At 68.5% G+C, this 25666-nt stretch carries 23 protein-coding genes; 14 read left to right on the plus strand and 9 right to left on the minus strand.

Annotated elements, in window-relative coordinates; all coding sequences use genetic code 11:
- Positions 1-576 carry an NUDIX hydrolase gene (locus tag ACFU5V_RS14635; protein ID WP_378430751.1) on the minus strand — a complete coding sequence of 192 codons (576 nt, stop codon included), beginning with the start codon at positions 574-576 and terminating at the stop codon, positions 1-3.
- 149 nt (positions 577-725) lie between these two features.
- On the opposite strand from ACFU5V_RS14635, the gene ACFU5V_RS14640 reads away from it, so the two are divergent.
- The 6 genes from ACFU5V_RS14640 (at position 726) to ACFU5V_RS14665 (ending at position 9740) form a co-directional block, all read left to right on the plus strand.
- Positions 726-2177 (plus strand): CCA tRNA nucleotidyltransferase, encoded by a 1452-nt coding sequence (locus ACFU5V_RS14640; RefSeq protein ID WP_378700078.1) that lies wholly within the window; start codon positions 726-728, stop codon positions 2175-2177.
- A 250-nt stretch (positions 2178-2427) separates the two neighbouring features.
- Positions 2428-6564, plus strand: a complete 4137-nt coding sequence (locus ACFU5V_RS14645) for a molybdopterin-dependent oxidoreductase (RefSeq protein WP_378700080.1) — start codon at positions 2428-2430, stop codon at positions 6562-6564.
- Between the two features lie 86 nt (positions 6565-6650).
- Positions 6651-7055: a molybdopterin-binding protein gene (locus ACFU5V_RS14650; RefSeq protein ID WP_072942706.1), complete on the plus strand. Its 405-nt coding sequence runs from the start codon at positions 6651-6653 to the stop codon at positions 7053-7055.
- On the plus strand, positions 7052-7861 hold the full coding sequence (modA, locus tag ACFU5V_RS14655) for a molybdate ABC transporter substrate-binding protein (RefSeq protein ID WP_378700082.1): 810 nt from the start codon (positions 7052-7054) through the stop codon (positions 7859-7861). Before ACFU5V_RS14650 ends, modA begins: the two co-directional genes overlap by 4 nt.
- Positions 7858-8664: an ABC transporter permease gene (locus ACFU5V_RS14660; RefSeq protein ID WP_378434088.1), complete on the plus strand. Its 807-nt coding sequence runs from the start codon at positions 7858-7860 to the stop codon at positions 8662-8664. The genes modA and ACFU5V_RS14660 overlap by 4 nt, the downstream gene beginning before the upstream one ends.
- The gene (locus tag ACFU5V_RS14665) at positions 8661-9740 is read left to right on the plus strand and encodes a sulfate/molybdate ABC transporter ATP-binding protein (RefSeq protein ID WP_378700084.1); all 1080 of its coding nucleotides are present in this window, start codon (positions 8661-8663) and stop codon (positions 9738-9740) included. The genes ACFU5V_RS14660 and ACFU5V_RS14665 overlap by 4 nt, the downstream gene beginning before the upstream one ends.
- A gap of 21 nt (positions 9741-9761) precedes the next feature.
- On the opposite strand, the gene ACFU5V_RS14670 is transcribed toward ACFU5V_RS14665, so the two are convergent.
- The gene (locus tag ACFU5V_RS14670) at positions 9762-11318 is read right to left on the minus strand and encodes a DUF4185 domain-containing protein (protein ID WP_378700086.1); all 1557 of its coding nucleotides are present in this window, start codon (positions 11316-11318) and stop codon (positions 9762-9764) included.
- Positions 11319-11568: 250 nt separating this feature from the next.
- Here ACFU5V_RS14670 and ACFU5V_RS14675 point away from each other — a divergent pair, with 250 nt between their 5' ends.
- The gene (locus ACFU5V_RS14675) at positions 11569-11979 is read left to right on the plus strand and encodes a PaaI family thioesterase (RefSeq protein WP_378434091.1); all 411 of its coding nucleotides are present in this window, start codon (positions 11569-11571) and stop codon (positions 11977-11979) included.
- A gap of 9 nt (positions 11980-11988) precedes the next feature.
- Here ACFU5V_RS14675 and ACFU5V_RS14680 read toward each other — a convergent pair whose 3' ends face one another.
- Together ACFU5V_RS14680 and ACFU5V_RS14685 are read right to left on the minus strand one after the other, a co-directional pair.
- A complete protein-coding gene (locus ACFU5V_RS14680; protein ID WP_378700088.1) occupies positions 11989-13287 on the minus strand; it encodes an MFS transporter in 1299 nt (432 codons plus the stop codon).
- Between the two features lie 10 nt (positions 13288-13297).
- Positions 13298-14239 carry an NAD-dependent epimerase/dehydratase family protein gene (locus tag ACFU5V_RS14685; protein ID WP_378700090.1) on the minus strand — a complete coding sequence of 314 codons (942 nt, stop codon included), beginning with the start codon at positions 14237-14239 and terminating at the stop codon, positions 13298-13300.
- A gap of 142 nt (positions 14240-14381) precedes the next feature.
- Here ACFU5V_RS14685 and ACFU5V_RS14690 point away from each other — a divergent pair, with 142 nt between their 5' ends.
- From ACFU5V_RS14690 to ACFU5V_RS14700, 3 genes are all read left to right on the plus strand, one after another.
- Entirely contained in the window at positions 14382-15077 is a 696-nt protein-coding gene (locus ACFU5V_RS14690) for a TetR/AcrR family transcriptional regulator (RefSeq protein WP_378434094.1), read from the plus strand.
- 67 nt (positions 15078-15144) lie between these two features.
- Positions 15145-15750, plus strand: a complete 606-nt coding sequence (locus ACFU5V_RS14695) for a YqgE/AlgH family protein (protein ID WP_095865449.1) — start codon at positions 15145-15147, stop codon at positions 15748-15750.
- A gap of 84 nt (positions 15751-15834) precedes the next feature.
- A complete protein-coding gene (locus tag ACFU5V_RS14700) occupies positions 15835-16011 on the plus strand; it encodes a hypothetical protein (protein WP_179220060.1) in 177 nt (58 codons plus the stop codon).
- Here the strand turns inward: ACFU5V_RS14700 and ACFU5V_RS14705 are convergent.
- Positions 15999-16775, minus strand: a complete 777-nt coding sequence (locus tag ACFU5V_RS14705; protein ID WP_378700092.1) for a Mut7-C RNAse domain-containing protein — start codon at positions 16773-16775, stop codon at positions 15999-16001. The genes ACFU5V_RS14700 and ACFU5V_RS14705 overlap by 13 nt on opposite strands.
- A gap of 15 nt (positions 16776-16790) precedes the next feature.
- Entirely contained in the window at positions 16791-18095 is a 1305-nt protein-coding gene (locus ACFU5V_RS14710) for an MFS transporter (RefSeq protein ID WP_378700094.1), read from the minus strand.
- 68 nt (positions 18096-18163) lie between these two features.
- On the opposite strand from ACFU5V_RS14710, the gene ACFU5V_RS14715 reads away from it, so the two are divergent.
- Positions 18164-18841 (plus strand): FadR/GntR family transcriptional regulator, encoded by a 678-nt coding sequence (locus tag ACFU5V_RS14715; RefSeq protein ID WP_378434097.1) that lies wholly within the window; start codon positions 18164-18166, stop codon positions 18839-18841.
- 32 nt (positions 18842-18873) lie between these two features.
- On the opposite strand, the gene ACFU5V_RS14720 is transcribed toward ACFU5V_RS14715, so the two are convergent.
- Together ACFU5V_RS14720 and ACFU5V_RS14725 are read right to left on the minus strand one after the other, a co-directional pair.
- Positions 18874-19845 (minus strand): DUF1648 domain-containing protein, encoded by a 972-nt coding sequence (locus ACFU5V_RS14720; protein WP_378700096.1) that lies wholly within the window; start codon positions 19843-19845, stop codon positions 18874-18876.
- A 22-nt stretch (positions 19846-19867) separates the two neighbouring features.
- Positions 19868-20269, minus strand: coding sequence for an SdpI family protein (locus ACFU5V_RS14725; RefSeq protein WP_012690639.1), 402 nt, complete (start codon positions 20267-20269; stop codon positions 19868-19870).
- Between the two features lie 116 nt (positions 20270-20385).
- Between ACFU5V_RS14725 and leuS the strand changes: the two genes are divergently transcribed.
- Positions 20386-23250 (plus strand): leucine--tRNA ligase, encoded by a 2865-nt coding sequence (leuS, locus tag ACFU5V_RS14730; RefSeq protein WP_378700098.1) that lies wholly within the window; start codon positions 20386-20388, stop codon positions 23248-23250.
- Positions 23251-23271: 21 nt separating this feature from the next.
- Here leuS and ACFU5V_RS14735 read toward each other — a convergent pair whose 3' ends face one another.
- The gene (locus ACFU5V_RS14735; protein WP_378700100.1) at positions 23272-24006 is read right to left on the minus strand and encodes a haloacid dehalogenase type II; all 735 of its coding nucleotides are present in this window, start codon (positions 24004-24006) and stop codon (positions 23272-23274) included.
- A gap of 133 nt (positions 24007-24139) precedes the next feature.
- Here ACFU5V_RS14735 and ACFU5V_RS14740 point away from each other — a divergent pair, with 133 nt between their 5' ends.
- Positions 24140-24778, plus strand: coding sequence for a GntR family transcriptional regulator (locus ACFU5V_RS14740; RefSeq protein ID WP_378700102.1), 639 nt, complete (start codon positions 24140-24142; stop codon positions 24776-24778).
- A gap of 123 nt (positions 24779-24901) precedes the next feature.
- Positions 24902-25186 (plus strand): hypothetical protein, encoded by a 285-nt coding sequence (locus ACFU5V_RS14745; RefSeq protein ID WP_378700104.1) that lies wholly within the window; start codon positions 24902-24904, stop codon positions 25184-25186.
- Positions 25187-25666 lie beyond the last annotated feature (480 nt).

The following is a 25666-nucleotide window of genomic DNA, read 5'->3' on the forward strand; positions in this document are numbered from 1 at the left end:
TCATCCGGCGTCTGGCCCCTTCTGGAGCTTCAGGTCGGGTGCGGGCGGAGTGGTAGTCATCTTGGAGATCAAGTCACCGGCGATTTCTGCGAGTTTCCGTTCGTCTGCGTAGGCCAGGCGTGATCCCAGCTCGGCGAGCGGCACCCACGCTACCTCGGTGACTTCCACGTCTTCGTCCGACAGTTCCCCGCCGAGGAATCTCAGCAGATAATGGTGGACGGTCTTGTGGACCCGGCGGCCCTCGGTGACGAACCAGTAGTCGATGCTGCCGAGCGACGCCAGGACGGTGCCCTGGATGCCGGTCTCTTCCTGGACCTCACGCATCGCAGTCTGTTCGGCGGTCTCGCCCTGCTCGATGTGCCCCTTGGGCAGCGACCACAGGAGCCGCCCGCGACGGTCGGTGCGCCCGATCAGCGCGGCGCACAGATTCTCCCGCGGTCCGCCGAGTCCGTTGACGACGAGCCCGCCCGCCGACGTTTCCCGCACCGTCCTCATGTGGGGTTTCGCGGGTTTGCCGACGGCGCCGCGCCGCCGCGAGTTGCGGCGACTCCTGTTCGCACGTTCGGCAGCAGACACCCCATCGATAGTAGTTGGCTTTACCGTTTCCACCGGAACGCCGCACCCGAACCGAGACGCTTCGTGACACACCTGTGGTGAACCGAACTGCGAGGTGACAGCGTGTATGCGTATCCCGCTATTTGCGCACCTCGGTAAGCTTCCTGGACGTGACTGCCCCTTCTCTCGACGACGAGCGCCGTACGCGACTGCTTGCCGGCGCCGCGGTGACGCTGCGCGAGCTGTCCGAAGTCCTGACGCCGCTCGGTGAGAAGTTCGCTTCCGCCGGTCACGAGTTGTACCTGGTGGGGGGCAGTGTCCGCGACGCGATACTGGGTCGCCTCGGCACCGACCTCGACTTCACCACCGACGCCCGCCCGGAGCAGGTGCAGAAACTGCTGTCCGGCTGGGTCGACAACCAGTGGGACACGGGCATCGAATTCGGGACGATCAGCGCCGCGAAGGCGGGTCAGCAGATCGAGATCACGACGTACCGGGCGGACGCCTACGACCGGGTGTCGCGCAATCCCGTCGTCCAGTTCGGGACCAAGCTCGAGGACGACCTGGTGCGGCGCGATTTCACGGTCAACGCGATGGCCGTCCGGATCGGTGCGGACGGCTCGCAGGACTTCGTCGACCCGCTGAACGGCATGGACGCGCTGCTGGCCGGGGTGATGGACACGCCGTCGGCGCCCGAGAACTCGTTCAACGACGACCCGCTGCGCATGCTGCGGGCCGCGCGCTTCGTGTCCCAGCTCGGGTTCACGCTGCACGAGCGTGTGCATCGGGCGATCGCGGACATGGCCCCGCAGATCGAGCGGATCACCGCCGAACGCGTGCGGGCCGAACTGGACAAGCTGATCCTCGGCGAGTTCCCCATCGACGGCATGAACGTGATGTGCGAGACCGGTCTGGCCGATTTCGTGCTGCCCGAGGTGCCGCAGATGAAGCTCGAGATCGACGAGCACCACCAGCACAAGGACGTGTACTGGCACTCGCTGACCGTGTTGAAGCAGGCCGTCGACCTCGAAGACGGCGACCCCGACCTGGTGCTGCGCTGGGCGGCGCTGCTCCACGACATCGGCAAACCGGACACGAAGCGCAACGAGCCGGGTGGTGGTGTGAGTTTCCACCACCACGAGGTGGTCGGCGCGAAGATGGTCCGCAAGCGGATGCGGGCCCTGAAGTACTCGAAGCAGATGGTCGACGACGTCTCGCAGCTCGTGTTCCTCCACCTGCGATTCCACGGTTACGGCAAGGGGCAGTGGACCGATTCCGCGGTGCGCCGGTACGTGACGGACGCCGGTCCGCTGCTGCCGCGCCTCCACAAGCTGGTCCGCGCCGATTGCACCACCCGCAACAAGCGGCGGGCGGCGGCGCTGCAGGCGACGTACGACGACATCGAGGAGCGGATCGCGCGGATCGCCGAGCAGGAAGACCTCGCCCGGGTGCGCCCCGACCTCGACGGCAACGCGATCATGGAACTGCTCGGCATTCCCGCGGGGCCCGACGTGGGGAAGGCGTGGAAGTACCTCAAGGAACTCCGGCTCGACCGCGGTCCTCTCAGCCGGGACGAGGCGGAGGCCGAACTCCTGTCGTGGTGGGCCGAGCAGCAGGCCTGACCGTTCCGCCGGTCGCTTCAAGCGCTCCTCCCCCTGCTCGGCCACCCTGCACACCTGAATCGAGTGACGACGGTCACAGAACTTGTCGTTGCCGTTGTGCCGATATCACCACCGCACCCGCGGCCGGGTGCGAGAGACGTCATCGAACGCTCACCGGGGTTAATCCCGACGAAACACGCCGCTCGGCACCATTGATACAGGTCGTGCGCCAGGTGGACACGCGGCGACCGTGCAGGTGAGGAGCGAGTCGATGCAGCAGCAGAAAGCCGGGACTTCCACAGTGAAGACCGCCTGCTCGTACTGCGGTGTCGGCTGCGGCATGGTGCTCGAGATCGGGATCGATCCCGAGACGAATGCCCGCCGGGTGCTCAAGGCGTCCGGCGACAAGGACCATCCCACCAACTTCGGGCGGCTCTGCACCAAGGGCGCGACGAGCGCGGAGATGCTCGTGGCCGGTGGCCGCATGGAAACCGGGTACGTCCGGGACGAGCGCGGGGAGGCGCCCACCGCGGTGGACGTCGACGCCGCCATCAGCGAGACCGCCCGCCGACTGAAGGAACAACTCGACGAGCACGGTCCCGACGCCCTGTCCTTCTACGTCTCCGGTCAGATGTCCATCGAGGCGCAGTACCTGATCACCAAACTGGCGAAGGGTTTCGTCGGGACCAACCAGATCGAGTCGAACTCGCGGCTGTGCATGGCCAGTGCCGGCACCGGGTACAAGCAGTCCCTCGGCGCCGACGGCCCGCCCGGCTCGTATCAGGATTTCGACAAGGCCGACGTGTTCTTCGTGATCGGCGCCAACATGGCGGACTGTCACCCCATCCTGTTCCTGCGGATGATGGACCGGATCAAGGCCGGCGCCAAACTGATCGTCGTCGACCCGCGCCGCAACGCGACCGCCGACAAGGCCGGCCTGTTCCTGCAGATCGCGCCGGGCACCGACCTCGCGCTGCTCAACGGCCTGCTGCACCTGCTCGTGCAGAACGGGCACACCGATCCCGAGTTCATCGCCGAGTTCACCGAGGGCTGGGAGGTGATGCCGGAGTTCCTCGAGGAGTACACCCCCGAGAAGGTCGCGGAGATCACCGGCATCCCCGAGGCCGACATCCGGCAGGCCGCCCAGTGGATCGGTGAGGCCGAGAACTGGATGAGCTGCTGGACGATGGGCCTCAACCAGAGCACCCACGGCACGTGGAACACGAACGCGATCTGCAACCTGCACCTGGCGACCGGCGCGATCTGCCGTCCGGGCAGTGGCCCGTTCTCCCTCACCGGTCAGCCGAACGCCATGGGCGGCCGCGAGATGGGGTACATGGGTCCCGGTCTGCCGGGCCAGCGGTCGGTGCTCGCCGCCGACGACCGGGCGTTCATCGAGGACCTGTGGCAGCTGCCGGAGGGCAGCATCCGCACCGAGGTCGGCACCGGCACCGTCGACATGTTCGAGCGCATGGTGGCGGGCGACATCAAGGCCTGCTGGATCATCTGCACCAATCCCGTTGCCACCGTGGCGAACCGGCGAACCGTGATCGAGGGCCTCGAGGCCGCCGATCTCGTGATCACCCAGGACGTCTTCCTCGACACGGAGACCAACGGGTACGCCGACATCCTGCTGCCCGGTGCGCTGTGGGCGGAGTCGGATTCGGTGATGATCAACTCCGAGCGCAACCTCACCCTGCTGCAGCAGGCCGTCGATCCGGTCGGCCAGGCGCTGCCCGACTGGCAGATCATCGCCCGCGTCGCCTGCGAGATGGGGTATGCGGACGCGTTCACCTACGAATCGTCGGAGGACGTGTTCGAGGAGATCAAGCGCACCTGGAATCCCAAGACCGGCTACGATCTTCGCGGCGTCAGCTACGACCGGCTGCGGGAGACGCCGGTGCAGTGGCCGAGCCCGCCCGGCAACCGCACCGACCGCAACCCGATCCGCTACGTCAACGACGGCGTCAGCCAGAACCTGCTGTCCGCTCCCGACGGTTCCCTTCCCCGCCTCGCGTTCGCCACCGCGAGCGGCAAGGCCGCGTTCTTCCCGCGCCCGCACATGCTGCCCGCGGAGATGCCCGACGACGACTACCCCCTGGTCCTCAACACCGGGCGCCTGCAGCACCAGTGGCACACCATGACGAAGACCGGCAAGGTCGACAAGCTCAACAAGTTGAACTCCGGCCCGTTCGTCGAGATCAACCCGGCCGATGCGCAGAAGCTGTCGATTTCCGAGGGCGACAAGGTGGAGGTCGCGTCGCGTCGCGGGCGCGCGGTGCTTCCCGCCGTCGTCAGCGACCGCGTGCTGCCCGGAGGCTGCTTCGCCCCGTTCCACTGGAACGACTCGTTCGGTGAATACCTCAGCATCAACGCCGTCACCAACGACGCCGTCGACCCCACGTCCTTCCAGCCGGAGTTCAAGGTGTGTGCCGTCTCCCTGACCCGGGTGGCCCCGGTGTCCGAGCCCGAGGTTCCCGAATCGAGCGGGGCGCTCACCCTCGCGAGCGGCTCGCCCGCCGCCGAGATGAGCCGCATTCTCGGACTGGATGATTCGGCATCCCCCACGTTCGACGAACACGAGCGCACGTACCTTGCGGGACTGCTCGCGGGTCTGCAGTCCACCGAACTGCAGGGTGTTCCGGTTCTTCCGCGCACCGCGCCGATCTCCGGGTCGAAGAGGGTGTGGCTGGACGGCCTGATGGCGGGATTGTTCTCCCGTTCCGCCGTGCCGGACGGCACCGCGGCGCCGGATGCGAGTCCCGCGAACGCTGAATCGGTCCAGCACCCCGTGGTGGTGGTGTGGGCGTCGCAGACCGGCAACGCGGAGGAGTTCGCCGCCGAATGCGCCCGCCAACTCGAGGAAGCCGGCCACGGCACGCACCTGACGAGCATGGACGACTACGACGTCGCGGGCCTCGCCGACGTCCGCGATCTCCTGATCATCACCAGCACGTTCGGGGACGGCGACGCCCCGGACAACGGCAGCAGTTTCTGGTCGGCGCTCAGCAGCGACGAGGCGCCGAGGCTGTCGCAGACCCGCTACGCCGTCCTGGCTTTCGGTGATTCGAACTACGACGACTTCTGCGGGCACGGCAAGCGGATCGACGCCCGGTTGGAGCAACTCGAGGCGAAGCGGCTGACCGAGCGCGTCGACTGCGAACCCGACTACGAGGACCAGGCGCGTCAGTGGCTGACCCAGGTGCAGAACCTGGTCCGCGAGCGTGCGGCCGGCGGCGGCGCCACGGCCGCCCCGGCGCCTGCCGCACCCGCAGCGAAGAAGGCGGCGACGTTCACCCGGAAGTCCCCCCTCGTCACCCGGCTGACGAGGAACATGCCGCTCAGTGCGGCCGGGTCGTCGAAGGACGTGCGGCAGTTCGGTTTCGAGGTGAGCGATCCGGAATTCTCCTACGAGGCGGGCGACGCGCTCGGTGTGTGGCCCACCAACAGCGACGCCGTCGTCGACGAGTGGCTGAAGGTCACCCGGTCGATCCCGGACACTCCCGTCGCACTGCCGGACCTGCCGGAGATGACGCTGCGGGAGGCGCTGCGCACGAAGCTCGAGATCACCAAGGTGACGCCCGAACTGCTGCGGTTCGTGCAGAGCCGCACGCAGGACACCGAGTTGGCGCGACTGCTGCGCCCGCACAACAAGATCGCGCTCCAGCAGTGGTTGTGGGGACGGCAGTCGATGGACGTGCTGGCGCAGTACGAAGTCGACGCCGACGCGGACGAGTGGCTGGGCGTCCTCAAGCGCCTCCAGCCGCGGCTGTATTCGATCTCGTCGAGCCCCAAGGTGGACCCGGGTGAGGTGCAGCTGACCGTCTCCGCGGTGCGCTACAACCACGAGGGCAAGAACCGGTCCGGGGTGTGCTCGACGTTCCTCGCCGATCACTGCGACGACGCCGACGTGCCGATCTTCGTGCAGAAGTCGGCGCACTTCCGTCCCCCGCAGGCCGCCGATGCGCCGATGATCATGGTCGGCCCCGGCACCGGGATCGCACCGTTCCGCGGATTTCTGCACGAACGCAGGGAATTGGGTCACACAGGTAAGAACTGGATGTTCTTCGGTGAGCAGCACGAGGCAACCGACTTCTACTACCGCGAGGAGATGGAAGCTATGCACCGCGACGGATTTCTCACCCACCTCGATGCGGCGTTCTCCCGGGACCAGCGGCAGAAGATCTATGTGCAGGACCGCATTCGCGAACACGGCGCCAAGCTGTGGGGCTGGATGCAGGAGGGTGCCTCCCTGTACGTCTGCGGCGACGCCAGCCGCATGGCGAAGGACGTCGACGAGACGGTCCGCGAAGTCGTCCGCACCCACGGACGCCTCGACGAAGAGGACACCGAGCTGTACATGAAGCAGCTCGCGACCGACAAACGCTACGTGCGAGACGTGTACTGATCCGCATCTGCGGAATCCTCCACTTGATCGGTCCGCATTTGCCGACATAGGATGTCGGTCATGACGCATGCGCGGACGATCTCCGGATGACGGGTATCCGAATACGACAGGCCGCGGAACTACTCGGCGTCAGCGACGACACCGTCCGGCGGTGGATCGACAACGGCAGCCTTGCGGCGGACAAGGACGAGTCGGGCCGCAAGGTGATCGACGGTCCCGCCCTCGCCGAATTCGCGCGCGCCAACGCGTCGAAATCGCCCGACCTGCTCGGATCGGAATCCTCGGCGCGCAACCGATTCACCGGCATCGTCACCGCGGTCGTGATGGACAAGGTGATGGCCCAGGTCGAGATGCAGTGCGGGCCTTTCCGTGTCGTTTCCCTGATGAGCAGTGAAGCCGTCCGCGACCTCGGGCTCGAGCCCGGCAAGGTCGCGGTAGCCGTCGTCAAGTCGACCACGGTGATCGTCGAAACTCCTGGAGGAATTTCATGAAGATGTCCTGGCGCCGGGTCACGACGGGGGCTGCTGCGGCCGCACTCGGTCTGGGTCTTCTCACCGGTTGCGGTTCGAACGACGACAGCGGCGCCTCGGGTTCGGCCGAGTCGACGTCCGCGGCCGCGTCGGGCGGCGACATCACGGTGTTCGCCGCGGCGTCGCTGAAAAGCACGTTCACCGAACTCGGCGAGATGTTCGAGACCGCGAATCCCGGATCCCACGTGGAGTTCAGCTTCGCGGGTTCCTCCGACCTCGCCGCGCAACTCGACCAGGGCGCCACCGCCGACGTGTTCGCGTCCGCCGACACCAACAACATGACGAAGGTCGTCGACGCCGGACTCGTCCAGGGAACCCCCGTCAACTTCGCGACCAACACGCTGACCATCGTCACGGCACCCGGAAACCCCAAGGGCATCACGTCCTTCGCGGACCTGAACCGTGAGGGCACGCTCGTCGTCACGTGTGCTCCGCAGGTTCCGTGCGGATCCGCGACGCAGAAGATCGAGACGGCTTCGGGTGTCGACCTCACCCCCGTCAGCGAGGAGTCGTCGGTCACCGACGTGCTGAACAAGGTGACGGCCGGTCAGGCGGACGCCGGACTCGTGTACGTCACAGACGCGGCCGGCGCGGGCGACAAGGTGACCGCCGTGCCCTTCCCCGAGGCCGCGCAGGCCGTCAACACCTATCCGATTGCCGCGCTGTCCGCTTCGAAGCAGCCCGACGCCGCGCAGGGCTTCATCGACCTCGTCACCGGACCCGACGGCCAGGCGGTGCTGGCGAAGGCCGGATTCGCCCAGCCGTGATCCGAGCGCCGCGCGTCAAGGTTCCGTCCGGGCTCCCGGGCTGGATCTTCGTGCCCGCAGCGGTGGGCGGCCTGTTCGTCGTCCTGCCGCTGTTCGCGATGCTGGCGAGTGTCGACTGGACGCGCTTCTTCGAACTGGTCACGTCGGAATCGTCGCTCGCGGCGCTGGAACTGAGTGTGCGCACCGCCGCCGCGAGTACCGCCCTGTGCATCCTGCTGGGTGTTCCGATGGCGGCGGTGCTGTCCCGCAGCAGCTTTCGCGGCCTCGAGGTGCTGCGGTCGCTGGTGCTGCTGCCCCTGGTGCTCCCACCGGTGGTCGGGGGTATCGCCCTGCTGTACACGTTCGGCCGGAAGGGTCTGATCGGGCAGCACCTCGAGGTCGCGGGCATCCACATCGCGTTCACCACCACGGCCGTGGTGCTCGCGCAGACCTTCGTCGCGCTGCCGTTCCTGGTGGTGAGCCTCGAAGGATCGCTGCGGACCGCGGGCAGACGGTACGAGCACGCCGCCGCGACGCTCGGCGCGAGTCCCACCACCGTCTTCCGGCGGGTGACGCTCCCCCTGGTGCTGCCCGGACTGGTGTCCGGTTCGGTGCTGGCGTTCGCGCGGGCGCTCGGCGAGTTCGGGGCGACGTTGACGTTCGCGGGCAGTCTGCAGGGTGTCACGAGAACCCTGCCGCTCGAGATCTACCTGCAGCGTGAGACGGACGCGGATGCGGCCGTGGCACTGTCGCTGGTGCTGGTGATCGTCGCGGTCGTCATCGTGGTGGGTTCGCGGGGCTGGGCGTCGAGGGCGGCCCTGTGACCGGCCTGAGCGTCGACGCCCGGGTCGCGGCGCGCGGCGTCGAGGTGGGATTCGACCTCGCCGAGGGCGAGGTGCTGGCCGTCCTGGGACCGAACGGCGCAGGCAAGTCGACGGCACTGTCGGTGGTCGCGGGCCTGGTCCGCCCCGACGCCGGACGGGTCGAAATGAACGGCCGGGTGCTCACCGACACCGAACGCGGCATCGCAGTGCCGCCGCACCGTCGCGGGATCGCGCTGCTCGCGCAGCAGGCACTGCTGTTTCCGCATCTGACGGTGGCCGCGAATGTGGCGTTCGCGCCGCGCAGTTCGGGCCGCGGGCGCCGGGAGTCCCGGGCAGTCGCCGAGAAGTGGCTGGACGCGGTCGACGCGACCCAGTTCGCCGACCGCCGTCCGCACGAGTTGTCCGGGGGGCAGGCGCAGCGGGTCGCCGTGGCCCGGGCGCTCGCCGCGGAACCGCAGGCGCTGCTGCTCGACGAACCCATGTCCGCCCTCGACGTGGCTGCGGCCCCCGCCCTGCGGGTGCTGCTCAGGCGGGTGCTGCGGGAGGGCGATCGGACCGCGGTCGTGGTCACCCACGACGTCCTCGACGCGTTGGCGCTGGCGGACCGGGTGATCGTCGTCGAGGGCGGACGGGTCGTCGAATCCGGTTCGGTGCGCGACGTGTTGACGCGGCCGCGCAGCGCGTTCGCCGCGCGGATCGCCGGACTCAACCTCGTTCCCGTGTTCGCGGCGCAGGACGGGTTCGAGACCGAGGCGGGTGTCCGCATGCACGGCCTGCTCGACGCCGACTTCGCCGGGGGCGCGCCGGCTGTCGCGGTGTTCGCGCCGCATTCGGTCGCCGTCCACCGACGCTCTCCGGAAGGCAGTCCGCGCAACGTCTTCCAGGTGACCATCTCGGAGATCGAGGTGCGCGGGCCCACGGTCCGCGTGCGCGCCGCCGAAGCCGGGGGCAGGATCGAACTGAGCGCCGACGTGACGGCCGCGTCCGTGGCGGAACTCGATCTGGTACCCGGCCTCGACGTGTACTTCGTCGTCAAGGCCACCGAGGTTGCGCTCCACACCGTGCGTACTTGTTAACGTCCGGCGGTTGATAAGTACTCACGGGTGCAGGGACGCGTGCATCAGGTAGACGTTGTAGCTGTCCCACTCCGAGATCGTGAAATACAGGTCCTCGTCCGTCGACCACGGATGGATGAAGCCGCCGTACGCCTTCGGGTAGTCGGCCGTGTCGACGAGGGTCGCCCCGTCCGACCACACACCCTGCGGGCTCGACGACTGCCGCAGGATGATCGAACCGCCGACGGGTTCGAGGTAGCTCATCTGCCACTTGTCCGAGGCCGCGTCGTAGCGCACCGACAACTCGCTGGCGACCCCGCCGACGATCGGGGTCGCGAGGTGCCGGGACACCGGCGTCCACGTGCCGTCCGACCAGTACTGGTACGACGTGGTGTTGAGTACCTGGTCGACCGGTACCCGGGCCAGGCCGATTGTGCCGATCCGCCCGTTGGGGGTGCCGAACATGTACACGTAGTCGCCGTGCGGCACCATCGCGGACACCTGGAACCGGGCGCCGAAGATGTTGTGCCACTTGGCGTGCTGATCCTTGGTCCAGGTCTGCCCGTTGTCGTCGGAGTAGGCGATGCCACCGTAGTTCGTGTACCACATGCCGGGAACGATGCTCCAGCGCTTCACCGACATGTAGCTGAGGTACTGACGGTCACCGATCGCGAATCCCGACGTGGGGATGGTGGTCGTCTCGAAATTGTTGATGTGCCTGCTGTCGATGATCTCGGCGGCGTGGCATCGGCTGTCCTGGACCATGCTGTCGATGGTCATGCCGTCGGACAGGTCGGTGTCGGTGCTGTGGCCGAGAACGTTGCTCCGCCAGTCCTCGCCGAACGCACCGGGCGGGGCCCAGTCCTTGCCGAACGTGTCACCGAACGCGACCGCCACTTCGCCGGGCTTCGTTTCCCAGGTGATGCCGAGGTCGGTGCCGTCCACCTGCCAGCGCTTGTCGGTCCGGTTCTCGGAACCCTGTCCGGTCAGCTGCGACACCAGCCGGACGTCGCCGACGCCCGGCTTCGCGATCGCCGCGGTGAGGGAACCACGCACGGCCGGGTTGATCTGGACCGGCGGCGCCGGCTGCGGGTCGGGCCCCGGACCGCCGGGAACGGGAATCGGAATGGTCTCGGGCCGCGGATCGATCGAGATCTTCGGGATGGTCAGCGCACTCGACCCCGATGACCCCGACGACCCCGACGACCCTGCCGAACCCGACGCGCCCGGACCGGTTTCCGGTTCGTCGACGTCGTCGGTGAGGTCGGGGCACGGGTCCGCGCACGGATCGGCGGGCAGGTCCTGGGCGACGCGGGTCTGGTCGACGCGCGGTCCGGGAACGGGGACGGGCACGAAGTCGGGGTACGGGATCGGGATGCTCACGGTCGGCGGGATCGGGGGCAGCAGTGGCCCGCCCGGGCCGGGCGGCTCCTTCGCCGGGTTGAATCCGGTCTCGCCGCAGGCGTTCACCGGGAGCCACGGCAGCGTCTCGGCTGACGCAGGGACGGTGGCACCGATCGTCGCGGCGACGACGGCGGCAACGCACAGGGGCACTCCGGACACGGACCAGGACTTGTCGACCACGGGACCCCTCCACATCGGTGGTCGGAGTGACGGTGGACCGACCTGCACGCGCGGGGTCGAAGATAACACCGGGGGACGGCATCCGCGGCGCACGCGCCCGGCCCGTCCGGTTGCGGTCCGGTCACGGCGCGGTGTCACCGCCGCAGCGGAATTCGCGACCCGATCCGGTGGTCGGCACGGCCGGGGCCATTGACGCCTGCGCCGAAGCCGGGCACAGTGGGTTGGGATTTCAAACTTACCGAGCGTTCGACGAGGAGAACACACGATGACCGATCTGACCCGCGAGGCGGCGAGCGCCTTCGTCGTCGCAGCCGGACTGGAAATCGACGAGGTGTCGGGAACGAAGGTGGTCGGCCACATCGACCTGTCCGCCGACCATCACACGCCGTGGGGAGTCGTGCACGGCGGCGTCTACACGACGGCGGTCGAATCGGCCGCGAGCATCGGCGCGAGCACGGCCGTCGCCGACCGCGGTCAGTTCGCGGTGGGTGTGCACAACGGCACCGACTTCCTGCGGGCCCGCACCGAGGGGCGGGTCGACGTGGTCGCGGTGCCGATCCAGCAGGGCCGCGTGCAGCAGTTGTGGTCGGTGGTGATCACGGCGTCCGACACCGGCAAGGAGGTGGCTCGCGGTCAGGTCCGCCTGCAGAACGTGCCGATGCCGGGGTCGGAATAAGCCCGGTCCTCAGGCAGGTTCGCGCCGGGTGTTGAACAGGACGGCGACCAGTCCGAGACCGTAGAACGCCCCGCCCGCCAGTACCAGTGCGAGTGATCGGCCGTCGGGCGCGATCACGAGCGACGCGGCGGCGATCGACCCGATGAACGCCACGTTGAACACGGTGTCCTGAAGCGCGAACACCTGTCCCCTGCGGTCGTCCTCGATCTCGATCTGCATCGCCGCGTCGCCGCTGAGTTTGATGGACTGCCCGGCGAATCCGAGCAGCAGTGCACCGCACAGCAGCGACGCCTGCGTGAGGGTCGCGACGAACGTGCACTGCACGACGAGGGCGAGGATCAGGCCGCCGACGATGGTGCGAGACCGTCCGATGCGCGGAATGAGAAACGGCGTCGAGATCGCTGCCAGCAGCATGCCCGTGGCGGTGGCGCCGAGCGCGACACCGAAACCGGCGAGGCCGCCCGGCAGGGCGCTGACGGTGGCGGTGTCGCGCAGCACCAGAACCATGATCAACGTGTTGACGCCGAACACGATCCGGTGCGTGCCGATCCCGATCATCGCGGTGGTGACGCCCGGAGAATGCCACACGGCGAGCGCCCCGTTGCGCAGTCCGGCGGCGACGGCGCGGACCGCCCCGTATTCGGGTTTCTCGTCGGCGTGCGGACCGAGGAGTCGATGGTGGAAGCGCGACGCCGCGAACGCGGCCACCGCGGAACCGCACGCGGCGGCCGCCACGGCGATTCCGGAGCCGCGGTCACCGGCGCCCACGAACGAGATGATGGCGACGGACGTCGCGGCCCCCAGCGCGGCGACGACGGAACCGGTGGTGGCGAGCACCGAATTGGTGGCCACGAGCCAGGACCGGTGCACCACCCGCGGCAGCGCCGCCGAGACGCCCGCGAGAACGAATCGGCTCACCCCGATGGCGGCGAGGGCGAGCACGAGGAGCGCGGATTCGCCGGTCCCGGTCTCCAGCAGTGCGGCGGTCACCAGAATCAGCAGTCCGCGCAGCACATTCGCCCACAGCAGCACGTTGCGGCGGTCCCAGCGGTCCAGGAGTGCGCCCGCGTACGGTCCGATCACCGAATACGGCAGCAGCAGCACCGCGAAGCCGGCGGCGATCGCGACCGGATCCGTCTCTCGCTCGGGGTTGAACAGAATCGCGCCGCCGAGTGCGGCCTGGAACATGCCGTCGCCGAGTTGGCTGGCGAATCGCACGGTGGCGAGACGGGCCAGCCCGGGTGACCGCCGGAGCGTGTACGCCGTTCTGCGCCACGCCTCGCGCCGGTCCCCGAGCTGTTTCGCCATTCACAGGACCCTATCCGGCGGCCGCGACCGACCTGTCCTGCCACCACCGGACGGTCTCCTCGGCAGCCCGGTCGAGTGGCGTCGGGGTCAGTCCGAGGCGGGCCTCGCTCTCGGACGAGTCCATCACGAACGGCTCCTCGAACTGGTACAGCATCTCCGCGAGTTCGCGGGTCCCCTGGTGGACGAGCCCGCCGCCGCGGATCACCCAGCCGGGCAGGGTGCCCACCTTCGGGGCGGGAACCCCGGCGGCCTTCGCGTAGGCCTCGACCATCTGCCGCTGCGTGACGGCCGGCGCGGTCGGGGCGTGCAGCACCGAGTTCCACAGTGCCGGGTCGTGGGCGGCGGCGATCATCGCGGCCGCGAAGTCGTGGATGTACGTGAACGAGTGGGGGAGGTCGGCGGAACCGAGGACGCGCATCGTCTTGCCCGCGAGGACGACGGGCACCATGCGCTCGCCGGCGTGCGCGTTCAGCACCCGCGGTCCGAAGAAGTCGGACGCGACGACGCTGACGGTGGGCGTCGAGGACTCGGCGCGGGCCTTCAGCAACCGGGTCCGGATGCCGCGCTTGCCGGAGTCGGCCGACCGCGGCGTGTGCTCGGTCATCGGCTGCTCAGACGCGTCGTAGGAGTAGAGGCTCTCGGGGAAGACGACCACCGCGCCGACGCGTCCGGCGGCCTCGAGGACCGTCTGTTCGGCGGCGGGGAGTTCGCGCTCCCAGGCGTCGGCGTTGTAGGCGGCGTGGATGCAGTGGTAGACGGCGGTCGCTCCGCCGAATGCCTCCCGCAGGGCGGCGGCGTCGGAGACGTCGACCTTCCGTCGCTCGATCAGGGGATGGTCCGGGCCGCTGCCCGAGCGGGTGAGAACCCGCACCCGGCGGCCCTGTTCCGCGAGCTGCGTGGCGACGGTCCAGCCGACGGGTCCTGCTCCGGTGACGATCTCGAGGTTCGACATTTCTGCTCCCGCTGAGTGAGTCGTTTTCGGTGATTCGAGAGCACTGCTCTCTGTAATTCGAGAATGCTCTCCCGCGCCCGCGATGTCAAGAGCAGTGCTCTCTTTTGTTGACACTGCTCTCTGAAATTGCGACGCTGGACCCATGCCGGTCACACCACGAGAGCGCGCCCGCGAGCAGACGTTGCAGGACATCACGAGGATCGGTCGCGAACAGCTGGCCGCGGTCGGGGGTGCGGCCCTGTCGCTGCGGGCCGTCGCACGGGACCTCGGCGTGGTGTCCTCCGCCGTCTACCGGTACGTCAAGAGCCGTGACGAACTGCTGACGCTGCTCGTCGTCGACGGATACAACGAACTCGGCGACGCCGTGGAAGCGGCCGTGGCGTCCGCGGCCGGACCGCGGGAGCAGTTCCTGGCGCTCGGACGTGCGGTGCGGGAGTGGGCGCTGCGCGAGCCCGCCCGCTACGGATTGCTGTTCGGCAGCCCGGTTCCCGGTTACGACGCGCCCGGGGAGCAGACGACGACTCCGGGGACGCGGGTGATCTACGCGCTCGTCGGGATCTTCGACAACGCGTTCCGGGCGGGCGAACTCGCGGCGGACGCGGCGGCGCCCATCGACGACCGGCTCGCCGCCGACCTCGACCGCGTGCGCGCCGAACTCGGCCTCACCACACCCGACCATCTGCTCGCCCGCGGCGTGCTGGTGTGGTCGGCGCTGTTCGGGGCCGTGAACTTCGAGGTGTTCGGACAGTACGGCGCCGACACCTTCACCACACCGGGCGCGCTGTTCGAGCACCACCTCGCGGTTCTCGCCGAGACGGCGGGGCTGCCCCCGGCCTAAACCGGCGAACCGGACGCAGGTCGCGTCCTCCGACACATCGCGTTCGCCGCGGTGGGATGATGTTCAGGTGGCGCACGCAGAAGAACCCGAAGATCGAACGGCGTCGACGGAACCGGTGGTCCGGCCCGGCAGCCTGTTGGTCTCGTCCACAGATCTCGTCGAACCCGCTTTCCGTCGCACCGTGATCTACGTGATCGAGCACAACGAGGCCGGAAGCCTCGGTGTGGTCATCAACCGTCCCAGTGAAACCGCCGTCCACGACGTGCTGCCACAGTGGGCGCCGCTCACCGCGCGCCCGTCCGCCCTGTACGTCGGCGGTCCCGTCAAACGTGACGCCGCACTGTGCCTGGCGACGCTGCGCACCGGGGCGCAGGCCGACGGCGTCCCCGGCCTGCGCCGGGTCCACGGCCGCGTGGTGATGGTCGATCTGGACTCCGACCCCGAGGTCGTCGCCCCGCTGGTGGAAGGTGTCCGGATCTTCGCCGGCTACTCGGGCTGGACGTACGGTCAGCTCGACTCGGAACTCCAGCGCGACGACTGGATCGTCATCTCGGCGCTCGCGTCGGACGTCGTCGCCCCCGCCCGGGTCGACGTGTGGGCGCAGGTGCTGCGCAGGCAGCCGCTCCCCCTCGCCCTGCTCGCCACCCACCCCATCGACGTCGAGCGGAACTAGACACACCCCGCGCACGTCCCTGGGCTGTCGGGGACGGGTGGTATCAACAGAGGTGGGGAACGAGAAGTGAGGAGGACAGCACACGTGATCGACACCTGTCACGGAACATTGATCGTGCACACGCTCTACGGAGCCGAATGCACCGACGAGTCGTGCGTCGAGTTGTCCGAGGTCCGGCACGCACTGATCATCGACTGCGACGAATTCGGTGACTGCGCATGCTCGGCGGAGTTCGCCGAGCAGTTGCGTCACGCGTCCTGAGAATCCACCTCGAGCGTCACCCCGACCTCCGACAGCCGGCGGCTCAGCTTCGGGAGATGGCTGCCCGGCCAGTACAGCTGCGCACAGTCCCGGCACCGGCTGAAGTGGTGTTCGTTGCGGGCGACCCCCGGCGGTGCCTCGGCGAGCGCGTCGTCGCGGGCAATCGGCGCGAGTGGCCCGTTGCATCGCGCGCACCGCGTGAACGGCGTGATCCGCGACCGAAGGTCGAAGCGGTCCAGCACTTCCCGCAGCTGCCGGCGCGGGTCCGTTTCGTGCAGGAACGCGCCGTGGGTGACCGCCGACCTCTTGAGCAGTCCCGTGTCCCGGGTGAGGACGATGCGGTGCTCGGCGAGGGAGATGTCCACCAGTTCCGTGTCGTCGAAGTCGTTGCGGTAGCGGGTGTCGAAGCCGAGCAGGCGGAGGTAGCGGGCGAGGCGGCCGAGGTGCACGTCGAGCACGAAGGCCGGGTCCCGCAACGGTCGCGGGCGCAGTGCCGTCACCCCGGTCAGGTCGAAACGCTCGAACACGGGGTACACCGCGACACGTTCGCCGCCGCGCAGGAGATGCGCGAAATCGACGGACACCTCGTCGACGAGGATCAGATCCACCTCGGTGTGCGGGACGCCCAGCGCCTCGATGCGGTCCTTCACCGACGGTGTGCCGTCGAATCGGTGCTCGAAGGTGCGCTTGCGCTGCACCGGCGGCAGAAAGTCGTTCAGCTCCTCGTAGAAGCGGAACTCGCAGTGGCGAAGCGGTTCGGGCATCGGCGTTTCACGTCCTCAGGCCACAGTACTGGCCGCCTCGGCCCGGTCCCCACCCTTCGTGCGGACGCCCAGCACGGCGACGACGCCGCACAGGACGGCGCCGATGACCGCGAGTTCGAGAACGGCCACGTGCATGCCCTGGACGGTGATCGCGATGCCCGCGCAGATGGACGGCACCGCGAGACCGACGTAGCCGACGGTGAAGAACGCGGCGAGTGTGCCGCCCTGGGCGTCGGGGGCGTGCTCGGCGGCCGCGGCGCCCACCGCGCGCATCGCACCGGCGAACGAGAGTCCGTGTCCCACACCGACGACGACCGTCACGGCGCACAGCAGGGCGAGGGACGGCGCGAAGTCGACGACGAGCAGACCGACCATGCCGACGCCGACGGCGCCGATGCCCAGTGTTCGGCAGAGCACCGTTCCGAGCCGGTTGGCGACGAGTTGCGCCGACACCGAGCACACCATGACCAGCGCGGCGGCGCCGCCGGCGACCACCAGGTTGCTTACGTCGAGCAGGTCGATGATCCACGTCGGGACCACCGACTGGAACAGGCCGACGGCGCCCCACGCCAGCGCCACTCCGAGGGAGGACAGCCAGAACACCCGGCGGAGCGGTGCGGGGACGTGCGGCACCTGGAACAACTGGGTGGGGCGTGACTGTCCGCCGGTGGACGCAGGGAGCAGCAGCACCAGGATCAGCGCGGGCAGGAGCGCCAGCACGAACAGCACGTACGGCAAGACCAGGGCGTGCGGAAGGTACTGCGCGACGGCGCCGCCGAAGAGCGGGCCGAGTGCCGCACCGAGGGCGGTGGTGAGGGTGGCGGCGAGACCGGCGCGCCGGAGGTTCCGGGCGGGTTCGTGCTCGATCAGGGCGGCGGAACCGGCGGCCGAACAGGCGCCGACGGCGATCCCCTGGGAGATCCGGCCGAGGAACAGCCAGACGGTCGAATCGGCGACGGCGAGGAGCACGGCGCCCAGGACGCTGAAGAAGATCGCGGCCAGCAACACGAAGCGGCGTCCGAGCGCGTCCGACAGCGGGCCGAAGAACAGCAGCGAGGGAAGCAGACCGGCGACGTAGACGGCGAAGATCAGCGTCTGGACCAGCGGGGTGAAACCGAATTCGTGGCGGTACAGCGAGTACAGCGCCGTGGGCATGTTGGAGCCGAGGAGCAGGACGACGAGGAGATAGTTCAGGCCGTGGAAGTGGCGGCCGGTGGTGCGGGCGGTGGCGGGCGGGAGGGTGTCGGCGCGAGCGGTTGACGTGGACGTGTGGGGTCGCCTCCTCGGGCTGTCCGAATACGTGACGCTGTCCGGATACATAGGACGTCCTACGTAGTGTAGGCGGCCCGGTAAGGACGAGCGAGCCGGCGAGGTGTGAGGATGAGTACATGACGGTGGTTCGGCGCGAGTCCGCGTATCAGCAGTCCCTGGACTGGATGCGCGGCAGGATCGCCGAGGGCGACTGGACGGTGGGCGGGCGCATCCCCACGGAACCCGAGCTGATGACGCTGCTCGGGGTCGGGCGCAACACCGTGCGCGAGGCCATCAAGACCCTGACGTCCACGGGCATCCTCGAGATCCGGCGGGGATCGGGGACGTTCGTGCGGGCACGCACCGACATCGGCGGGCTGCTCGGGCGGCAGGTCGCGGTCGCCGAGATGCTGAACGTCTTCGAGGTCCGGCGGGCCCTCGAGACGGAGGCCGTCCGGCTGGCGTGCGCGCGGCGCACCGAAGATGATCTGCGGTCGTTGTCCGCGCTACTCGCCGAACGGCAGCGCACGGCCGACGAGGCGTCCCGATTCGCGGACGCCGACCTCGCGTTCCACCTCGGGGTGGTGGAGGCCGCGCACAATCCGGTGCTGTCCGACCTGTTCGCCGGGATCCTCGAACCCACCCGCGCCACGTACGACTTCACCGAGGGCGTCCACCCGCCGTCGCTGACCACCGACGACCACCACGCCGTCGTCGACGCGATCGCCGCCCGCGACGAGGACGCCGCCGTCCGCGCCGCTCTCGGCTACCTCGACCGCGTGCTCGATGCGGTGCACCAGGCCTCCGGCCCGTGAGTGGTTAGCGAGTCCCTGCACTCCTTACGCACTCACGGGCGGCGGAGCCGCCTGTCGGCGAACGCGTTGAGTGCGCCGGCCATGTCCTCGGCCCGTGCGCTGGTGACGGTCAGGCGGTCGCCGCACGCGGTCGTGACGATCACGGCGGGGCCGGTCCTCGTCACGACGCCGTAGTTGCGCCTGCCCTTCACCCTGAGTCCCCAGCCGCCGAAGTCGTCGAACGGCTTGATCACGTCGACGCGGGCGCCCTCGATCTCCTCGATCCCGTACTGCAGCGCGGTCATGCCCATGTTCACCACCCGGATGCCGGACCCGTCGACGATCACCCGGAACCGGAGCAGGCTCACGATCAGCAACCCCACCGGAACGAACACCGCGAGCGGCCACCATCCGTCGACGAGCAGGCAGACCGCGAGCGCGGGCGCGACCCCGAGAATCAGGAGCAGCACCAGCGATCCGACCGTACCGAACCCGACCGCGTCTGCGACGGTCGCCGGGCCGTCGGCGCGCGGCAACCGTGGGTCGGGAGTCCCGGTCGCGGCGACCCGGGGCCGGTAGTCGCGGAGCAGGGCGGCGCCGATCAGACCGACGACGGCGCCGATCACGACGCCGAGGCCGAGCGACCACATCGGAAGGGCGGTGTTCGCGGGGTCGGTGACGTCGAGCTGGACGGAGAGCAGCACCACCTGCACCGTGAGGATCAGGCCGACCACGGAAAGCCCGACGACGAGCATCGTGCGGCGCATCATCAGCATCGCCTGGGCGAGGGCGGCGATCGCGGCGCATCCACCGCCGAACAGGACCGTCACCAGGGCGAACGTCCAGGCGCTGGACATCGGGGTGGAGAAGCCGTCCGGCGAGGTGGTGGTCCAGTGTGTCGCGATCTGCGGGGGGAGCCGCGGTTCCCAGACCGTCGTGAGGATCACCCCGGACAGCGCGGCGATCACCGGGAGCAGCAGACCGAAGACTGCGCCTGCGGGGTCGACGACGCGCGAGGAGTTCACCGGACGGGCCGTCGCCTGCCGGTCAGGACGGCTGGCAGGCGCCCTTCAGGGTGCACGCGCCGCAGGAACTGCCGCATCCGCCGGTGTCGGCGGCGGGTACCGACGCGGCGGCACGGGCACCGAGCGATCCGCCCGTTGCCGCGGTGAGTGCGGCGGCGACGACGCTGACGAGGACGGCGCCGATTCCGAAGACGCCGCCGATCAGGATTCCGGCGATTCCGCCGATGACGAGGAGCCCGGCCGCGGCGAGCAGGGTGGGGCCCGCGACCTTGTTGGCCAGCGCAAACGTCTGATCGTCGCGCATCGTCTCGGGGGTGCGGACACCCGCCCACCGGTTGCGCGGGAGGCGCTCGGCGAGGCCTGCAACGGCGACGCCGGAGACGGCGACGGCGAGCACGAACAGCACGACGGAGGCAATCAACACGCGACCAGGATACGGCGGACCCGGATGCGCAGGTGAGCCCGGGTGGGGTGAGGCTCTACCCTGGTTGTCGGTATCCCCCCTGATCCGGAATGTCAGCCAAGTAGATAGCGACCACAGTGACCGAGCACGTGCAGCCCGCCAACCCGTCCGATGCGACCCCGCAGCACCGCTACACCGCGGAGCTCGCCGGCCAGATCGAGCTGCGCTGGCAGGACCGGTGGAGCGAGGAGGGCACGTTCGACGCGCCCAACCCGGTCGGCCCCCTCGCCGGTGACGTGCCTGCGGACAAGTTGTTCGTGCAGGACATGTTCCCGTACCCGTCGGGGACGGGTCTGCACGTGGGCCACCCGCTCGGCTACATCGCCACCGACGTGTTCGCCCGCTATCACCGCATGCAGGGCCACAACGTGCTGCACACCCTCGGCTACGACGCGTTCGGTCTGCCCGCCGAGCAGTACGCGGTGCAGACGGGCACGCACCCGCGGACCACCACCGAGGCCAACATCGGCAACATGAAGCGGCAGCTGCGCCGCCTCGGGCTCGGCCACGACGAACGCCGCACGTTCGCGACCACCGACGTCGACTTCTACCACTGGACGCAGTGGATCTTCCTGCAGTTCCACGACGCGTGGTTCGACAAGGACGCCGGGAAGGCCCGGCGCATCTCCGAGCTCGAGGCCGAGTTCGTGTCGGGGGCGCGCGCCCTGGAGGACGGACGGGACTGGGCGTCGCTGTCGGTGACCGAGAAGGAAGCGGTCCTCGACTCCTATCGCCTCGTGTACCACTCCGATTCGATGGTCAACTGGTGCCCGGGGCTGGGCACGGTGCTGGCCAACGAGGAGGTCACCGCCGACGGTCGCAGCGACCGCGGCAACTTCCCCGTGTTCCGTAAGCACCTGCAGCAGTGGATGATGCGCATCACCGCGTACTCGGACCGTCTGGTGGACGACCTGGAGTACCTGGACTGGCCCGAGAAGGTCAAGACCATGCAGCGCAACTGGATCGGGCGTTCGCACGGTGCGCAGGTGAAGTTCGCCGTGACGGTCGAGCGGAGCGAGGGTGGATCCACTGCCCACGGCGTCGAGGTATTCACGACGCGGCCGGACACGCTGTTCGGTGCCACGTACGTGACGCTGGCGCCGGAGCACGAACTGGTCGACGAGATCGTCGCGGCCGAGTGGCCCGCGGGTGTGGACCCCCGCTGGACCGGCGGTGCCGCCAACCCGGCGGAAGCCGTTGCCGCGTACCGGAAGTCGATCGCGTCGAAGTCGGACCTCGAGCGTCAGGAATACAAGGAGAAGACGGGCGTCTTCCTCGGCACCTACGCGGTGAACCCCGTCAACGGGAACAAGCTGCCGGTGTTCATCGCCGATTACGTCCTCACCGGCTACGGCACGGGCGCCATCATGGCCGTCCCCGGCCACGATCACCGTGACTACGAGTTCGCCACCGAGTTCGGCCTCGACATCATCGAGGTGATCTCCGGCGGCGACCTGTCCAAGGACGCGTACACCGGCGACGGCACGATCGTGAACTCCGGCTTCCTGAACGGCATGTCCGTCGCCGACGCGAAGAAGGCCATCACCGAGCGGCTCGAGGCCGACGGCACCGGCAAGGGAACCATCCAGTACAAGCTGCGCGACTGGCTGTTCGCGCGGCAGCGGTACTGGGGCGAGCCGTTCCCGATCGTGTACGACGCCGAAGGAAACGCGCACGCCCTGCCGGACTCGGCTCTGCCCGTGGAGCTCCCGGAGGTCGAGGACTACGCGCCCGTGTCGTTCGATCCCGACGACGCGTCCTCGGAGCCCTCTCCCCCGCTGGCGAAGGCCGTCGACTGGGTCAACGTCGAACTCGACCTCGGCGACGGACTGCAGACGTACCGCCGCGACACCAACGTGATGCCGCAGTGGGCGGGCAGCTCGTGGTACCAGCTGCGCTACATCGACCCCACCAACCCGGACGTGTTCTGCGACAAGGAGAACGAGCGGTACTGGACGGGTCCGCGTCCGGAGATCCACGGGCCGAACGACCCCGGCGGCGTCGACCTGTACGTCGGTGGTGTCGAGCACGCGGTGCTGCACCTGCTGTACTCGCGGTTCTGGCACAAGGTGCTGTTCGACCTCGGGTACGTCAGCTCGAGCGAGCCGTACCGCCGCCTGTACAACCAGGGCTACATCCAGGCCTTCGCGTACACCGATGCGCGCGGCGTGTACGTGCCCGCCGACGAGGTGGAGGAGAAGGACGGCAAGTTCTTCCACCAGGGCGCCGAGGTCAACCGCGAATACGGAAAGATGGGCAAGAGCCTCAAGAACTCCGTGTCGCCGGACGACATCTGCGAGGAGTACGGCGCCGACACGCTGCGCGTGTACGAGATGTCGATGGGGCCGCTGGACACGTCCCGTCCGTGGGCGACCAAGGACGTCGTCGGTGCGCAGCGCTTCCTGCAGCGCGCCTGGCGTGTGGTGGTCGACGAGGAGTCCGGCGCCGTGCGCGTCACCGGCGACGCCCCCACCGAGGACACGCTGCGCGCGCTGAACAAGGCGATCGCCGGTGTCAGCGAGGACTACACCGCACTGCGCGACAACACGGCCGCAGCCAAGCTGATCGAGTACACCAACCACCTCACCAAGGCGTACCCGGCCGGTGCCCCCCGCTCCGCGGTGGAACCGCTCGTGCTCATGCTCGCACCGCTGGCCCCGCACCTCGCGGAGGAACTGTGGTCGCGGCTCGGCCACGAGAAGTCGCTGGCGCACGGACCCTTCCCGGTCGCCGAGGAGAAGTGGCTCGTCGAAGACACCGTCGAGTACCCGATCCAGGTCAACGGCAAGGTCCGCAGCCGCGTGACCGTCGCCGCCGACGCGCCGCGCGAGGAGATCGAGAAGATCGCGCTCGCCGACGACAAGATCGTCGCACTGCTCGACGGCAAGGATCCGCGCAAGGTCATCGTCGTGCCGGGGAAGATGGTCAACATCGTCCTCTGACGTGATGGGCCCCGCGGCGCGTCATTCGTCCCGCCCTGTCTCCTTCGCGGCGCGTGCGGCGGCGGCGAATTCCGCCATGGTGGGGAATTCGAGGGCGTAGGTGTAGTCGTCGGCGGGTTCGGGAGTCGCGCCCCAGCCCGGGCGGTCGTGGCGGCGGTTGATCCACACCGAGGGCACGCCGTGGCGCTTGGCGGGCACGTGGTCGTGAAAGAGGCTCTGCGCCACGTGCAGAAGACGCTCGCGGGGAACCCCGAGTTCCTCCAGTGCGCCGTCGAGCGCCTCGAAGTGGTTCGGCGCAGGCTTGTAGGCCTTGACGTCCTCGGCGGTGATGATCTTGTCGAACGCGACTCCCAGGCGGGCGTTGCTGCCTGCGAAGCCCGCACGGTGGACGTTGGACAGGATGATCAGCTTGTAGTCCTTCGCCAGGGAGGCAAGTGCGTCGGCGGAGTCGGGAAACGCCGGCCAGTCGGGGACCGATGCGCCGAGCCTCGCTGCCCATTCGTCGCTGACATCCTTGCCGAGCGTCACCCCGGTGCGACGAAAGGCGTCGGCGAGGATCGCCGAGTACAGCGCGTCGGGGGTGTCGCGTTCGGCCCGGGCCTCGTTGTCCGCGTATGCGAGGAGCAGTTCCTCGTCGGTCAACGCAAGCCCGACTTCCTTCGCCCAGGGCGCGAGAACCGCTGCGATGCCGGCTTCCCAGTCGATCAGGGTGCCGTAGCAGTCGAAGCTCAGTGCGTCGTAGTCGGCCAGATGCATGGTGGTTCTCCTTGCGGTGTCGTCGCAGTGCCCTGATCAGGCGGTTCGTTCGGTAATACTGTTATACAGTACAACAGGGAACGCGGGAGTGGTAGGCGGTATAGCAGATATACTGCGCCCGGAGGAGGACGGTATGAGTCCAGTGCTGCAAACCCAGACCACCCGCGACGCGCTGGTGGCGGAGATCCGTGCCCAGATCCTCGGGGGTGCCCTCGCGCCCGGCACCCCGCTCACCGAGACAGGTCTGGCGGCCATGTTCGACGTCGCTCGCCCCACGGTGCGCTCGGCGCTGCAGGTGCTGACGAGCCGGCACCTCGCCCAGCAGTCCCAAGGTCGGTCGCTGATCGTTCCGGTTCTCGATCACGAAGACGTCCGCGATCTGTACTTCGTGCGGATTCCACTCGAACTCGAAGGCGTCCGGGTCATCGTCGAGAAGCGCATCCCCCTCGGCGAGGCGGAGCGGCACCTCGAGAAGATGGAGCAGATGCCGACCGACGCCAGCTGGGCGGAACGGGTCGAAGTCCACACCGCGTTCCACGTCGCCATCATCGACGCGGTCGGCAGCAATCGACTGAGCCGGATCTATTCGACACTGCAAGACGAAATGCAGTTGTGCCTGGCGCAGATCCAGAAGTCGTACCCGAATCCCCGAGATCTCGTGACGGAGCATCGAAAACTCTTGGACGAGTTACGATCCGGCGGCCTCGATCGCGCACAGGCCGAGATGCGCAGGCACCTCGAGCGCGCGGTGGAGAACTACGAGAGCACCTGATCGCGACCCGTTGGCGTGACGGCGATTCCGCTTCAGGAACCCGTGATGCCGCGACCATGATTGGTAGCACCCCGGCGTCCACCCTCAATAAGGAGCTGGCTGACACTGCCCCGCACTATCTCGATGCCCTTGCCTACCCTCGATGCGACGATCGCCGCCCTCGCCGGCGCCGACAAGGATCCTGACCAGCCGGCAACGCCGATGGCACTGCTCTCTACTCTCGGCGTCCTGACCAGGGAGCACGACGTGACCCCCCAGCGTCTGGGTGCCGGAGCCATTCCTCATGTGAGCGGCGCGCTCATCGAGAGCACCGCGGACCTCGTACACCGGGCGCTGATACCCGACACCGGCCGACAATGGGTTCGGTCTGTGGGCGATTCCCTGCGATCGATCGTGAACGCACCGTGACTGCCGCGGGCGCACTGGCGGCTGAAGAAACGACAAGTGCAGAAGTTCTCCGCGCAGGGCTGATCCTTTGACGCGGCACCCCCCGCGGTCATGACCATTTCGGCAGTGCCTTCTGCCAAATAAGCTGGCAGAGAGAGAGTTCCATTTAGCCGATTGCAGATATCATGTCAACTAGTAAAATTGGCTATTCGCGTGGCTTGCGAATATGACCATCCGTGGTAACACTCCTCTGCCGCAGTCGCTAAGGGGTATTTACCTGCGGTCCTCGTGAATTGGGCGAGGCGGTGACGTCTGTGATGCGCAGTTCGCTGGCGGCTGGGGCGTGCTAACGGCACTGGATCCGCACAGGACAGGAGCGGCACACCTTCTTCGCGAGACACTCGTGCGGGACGCGGGCCCCCTTCTCTCGTCGTCGTAGGGAAAGAACAGATCCCCGACGACGTTTCTGCACCTTGCCTGCAGCTGCCATGCCCACCATTC

Origin of the sequence: Rhodococcus sp. NPDC057529, assembly GCF_042802055.1 — a bacterium.
Lineage (GTDB): Bacteria > Actinomycetota > Actinomycetes > Mycobacteriales > Mycobacteriaceae > Rhodococcus_F.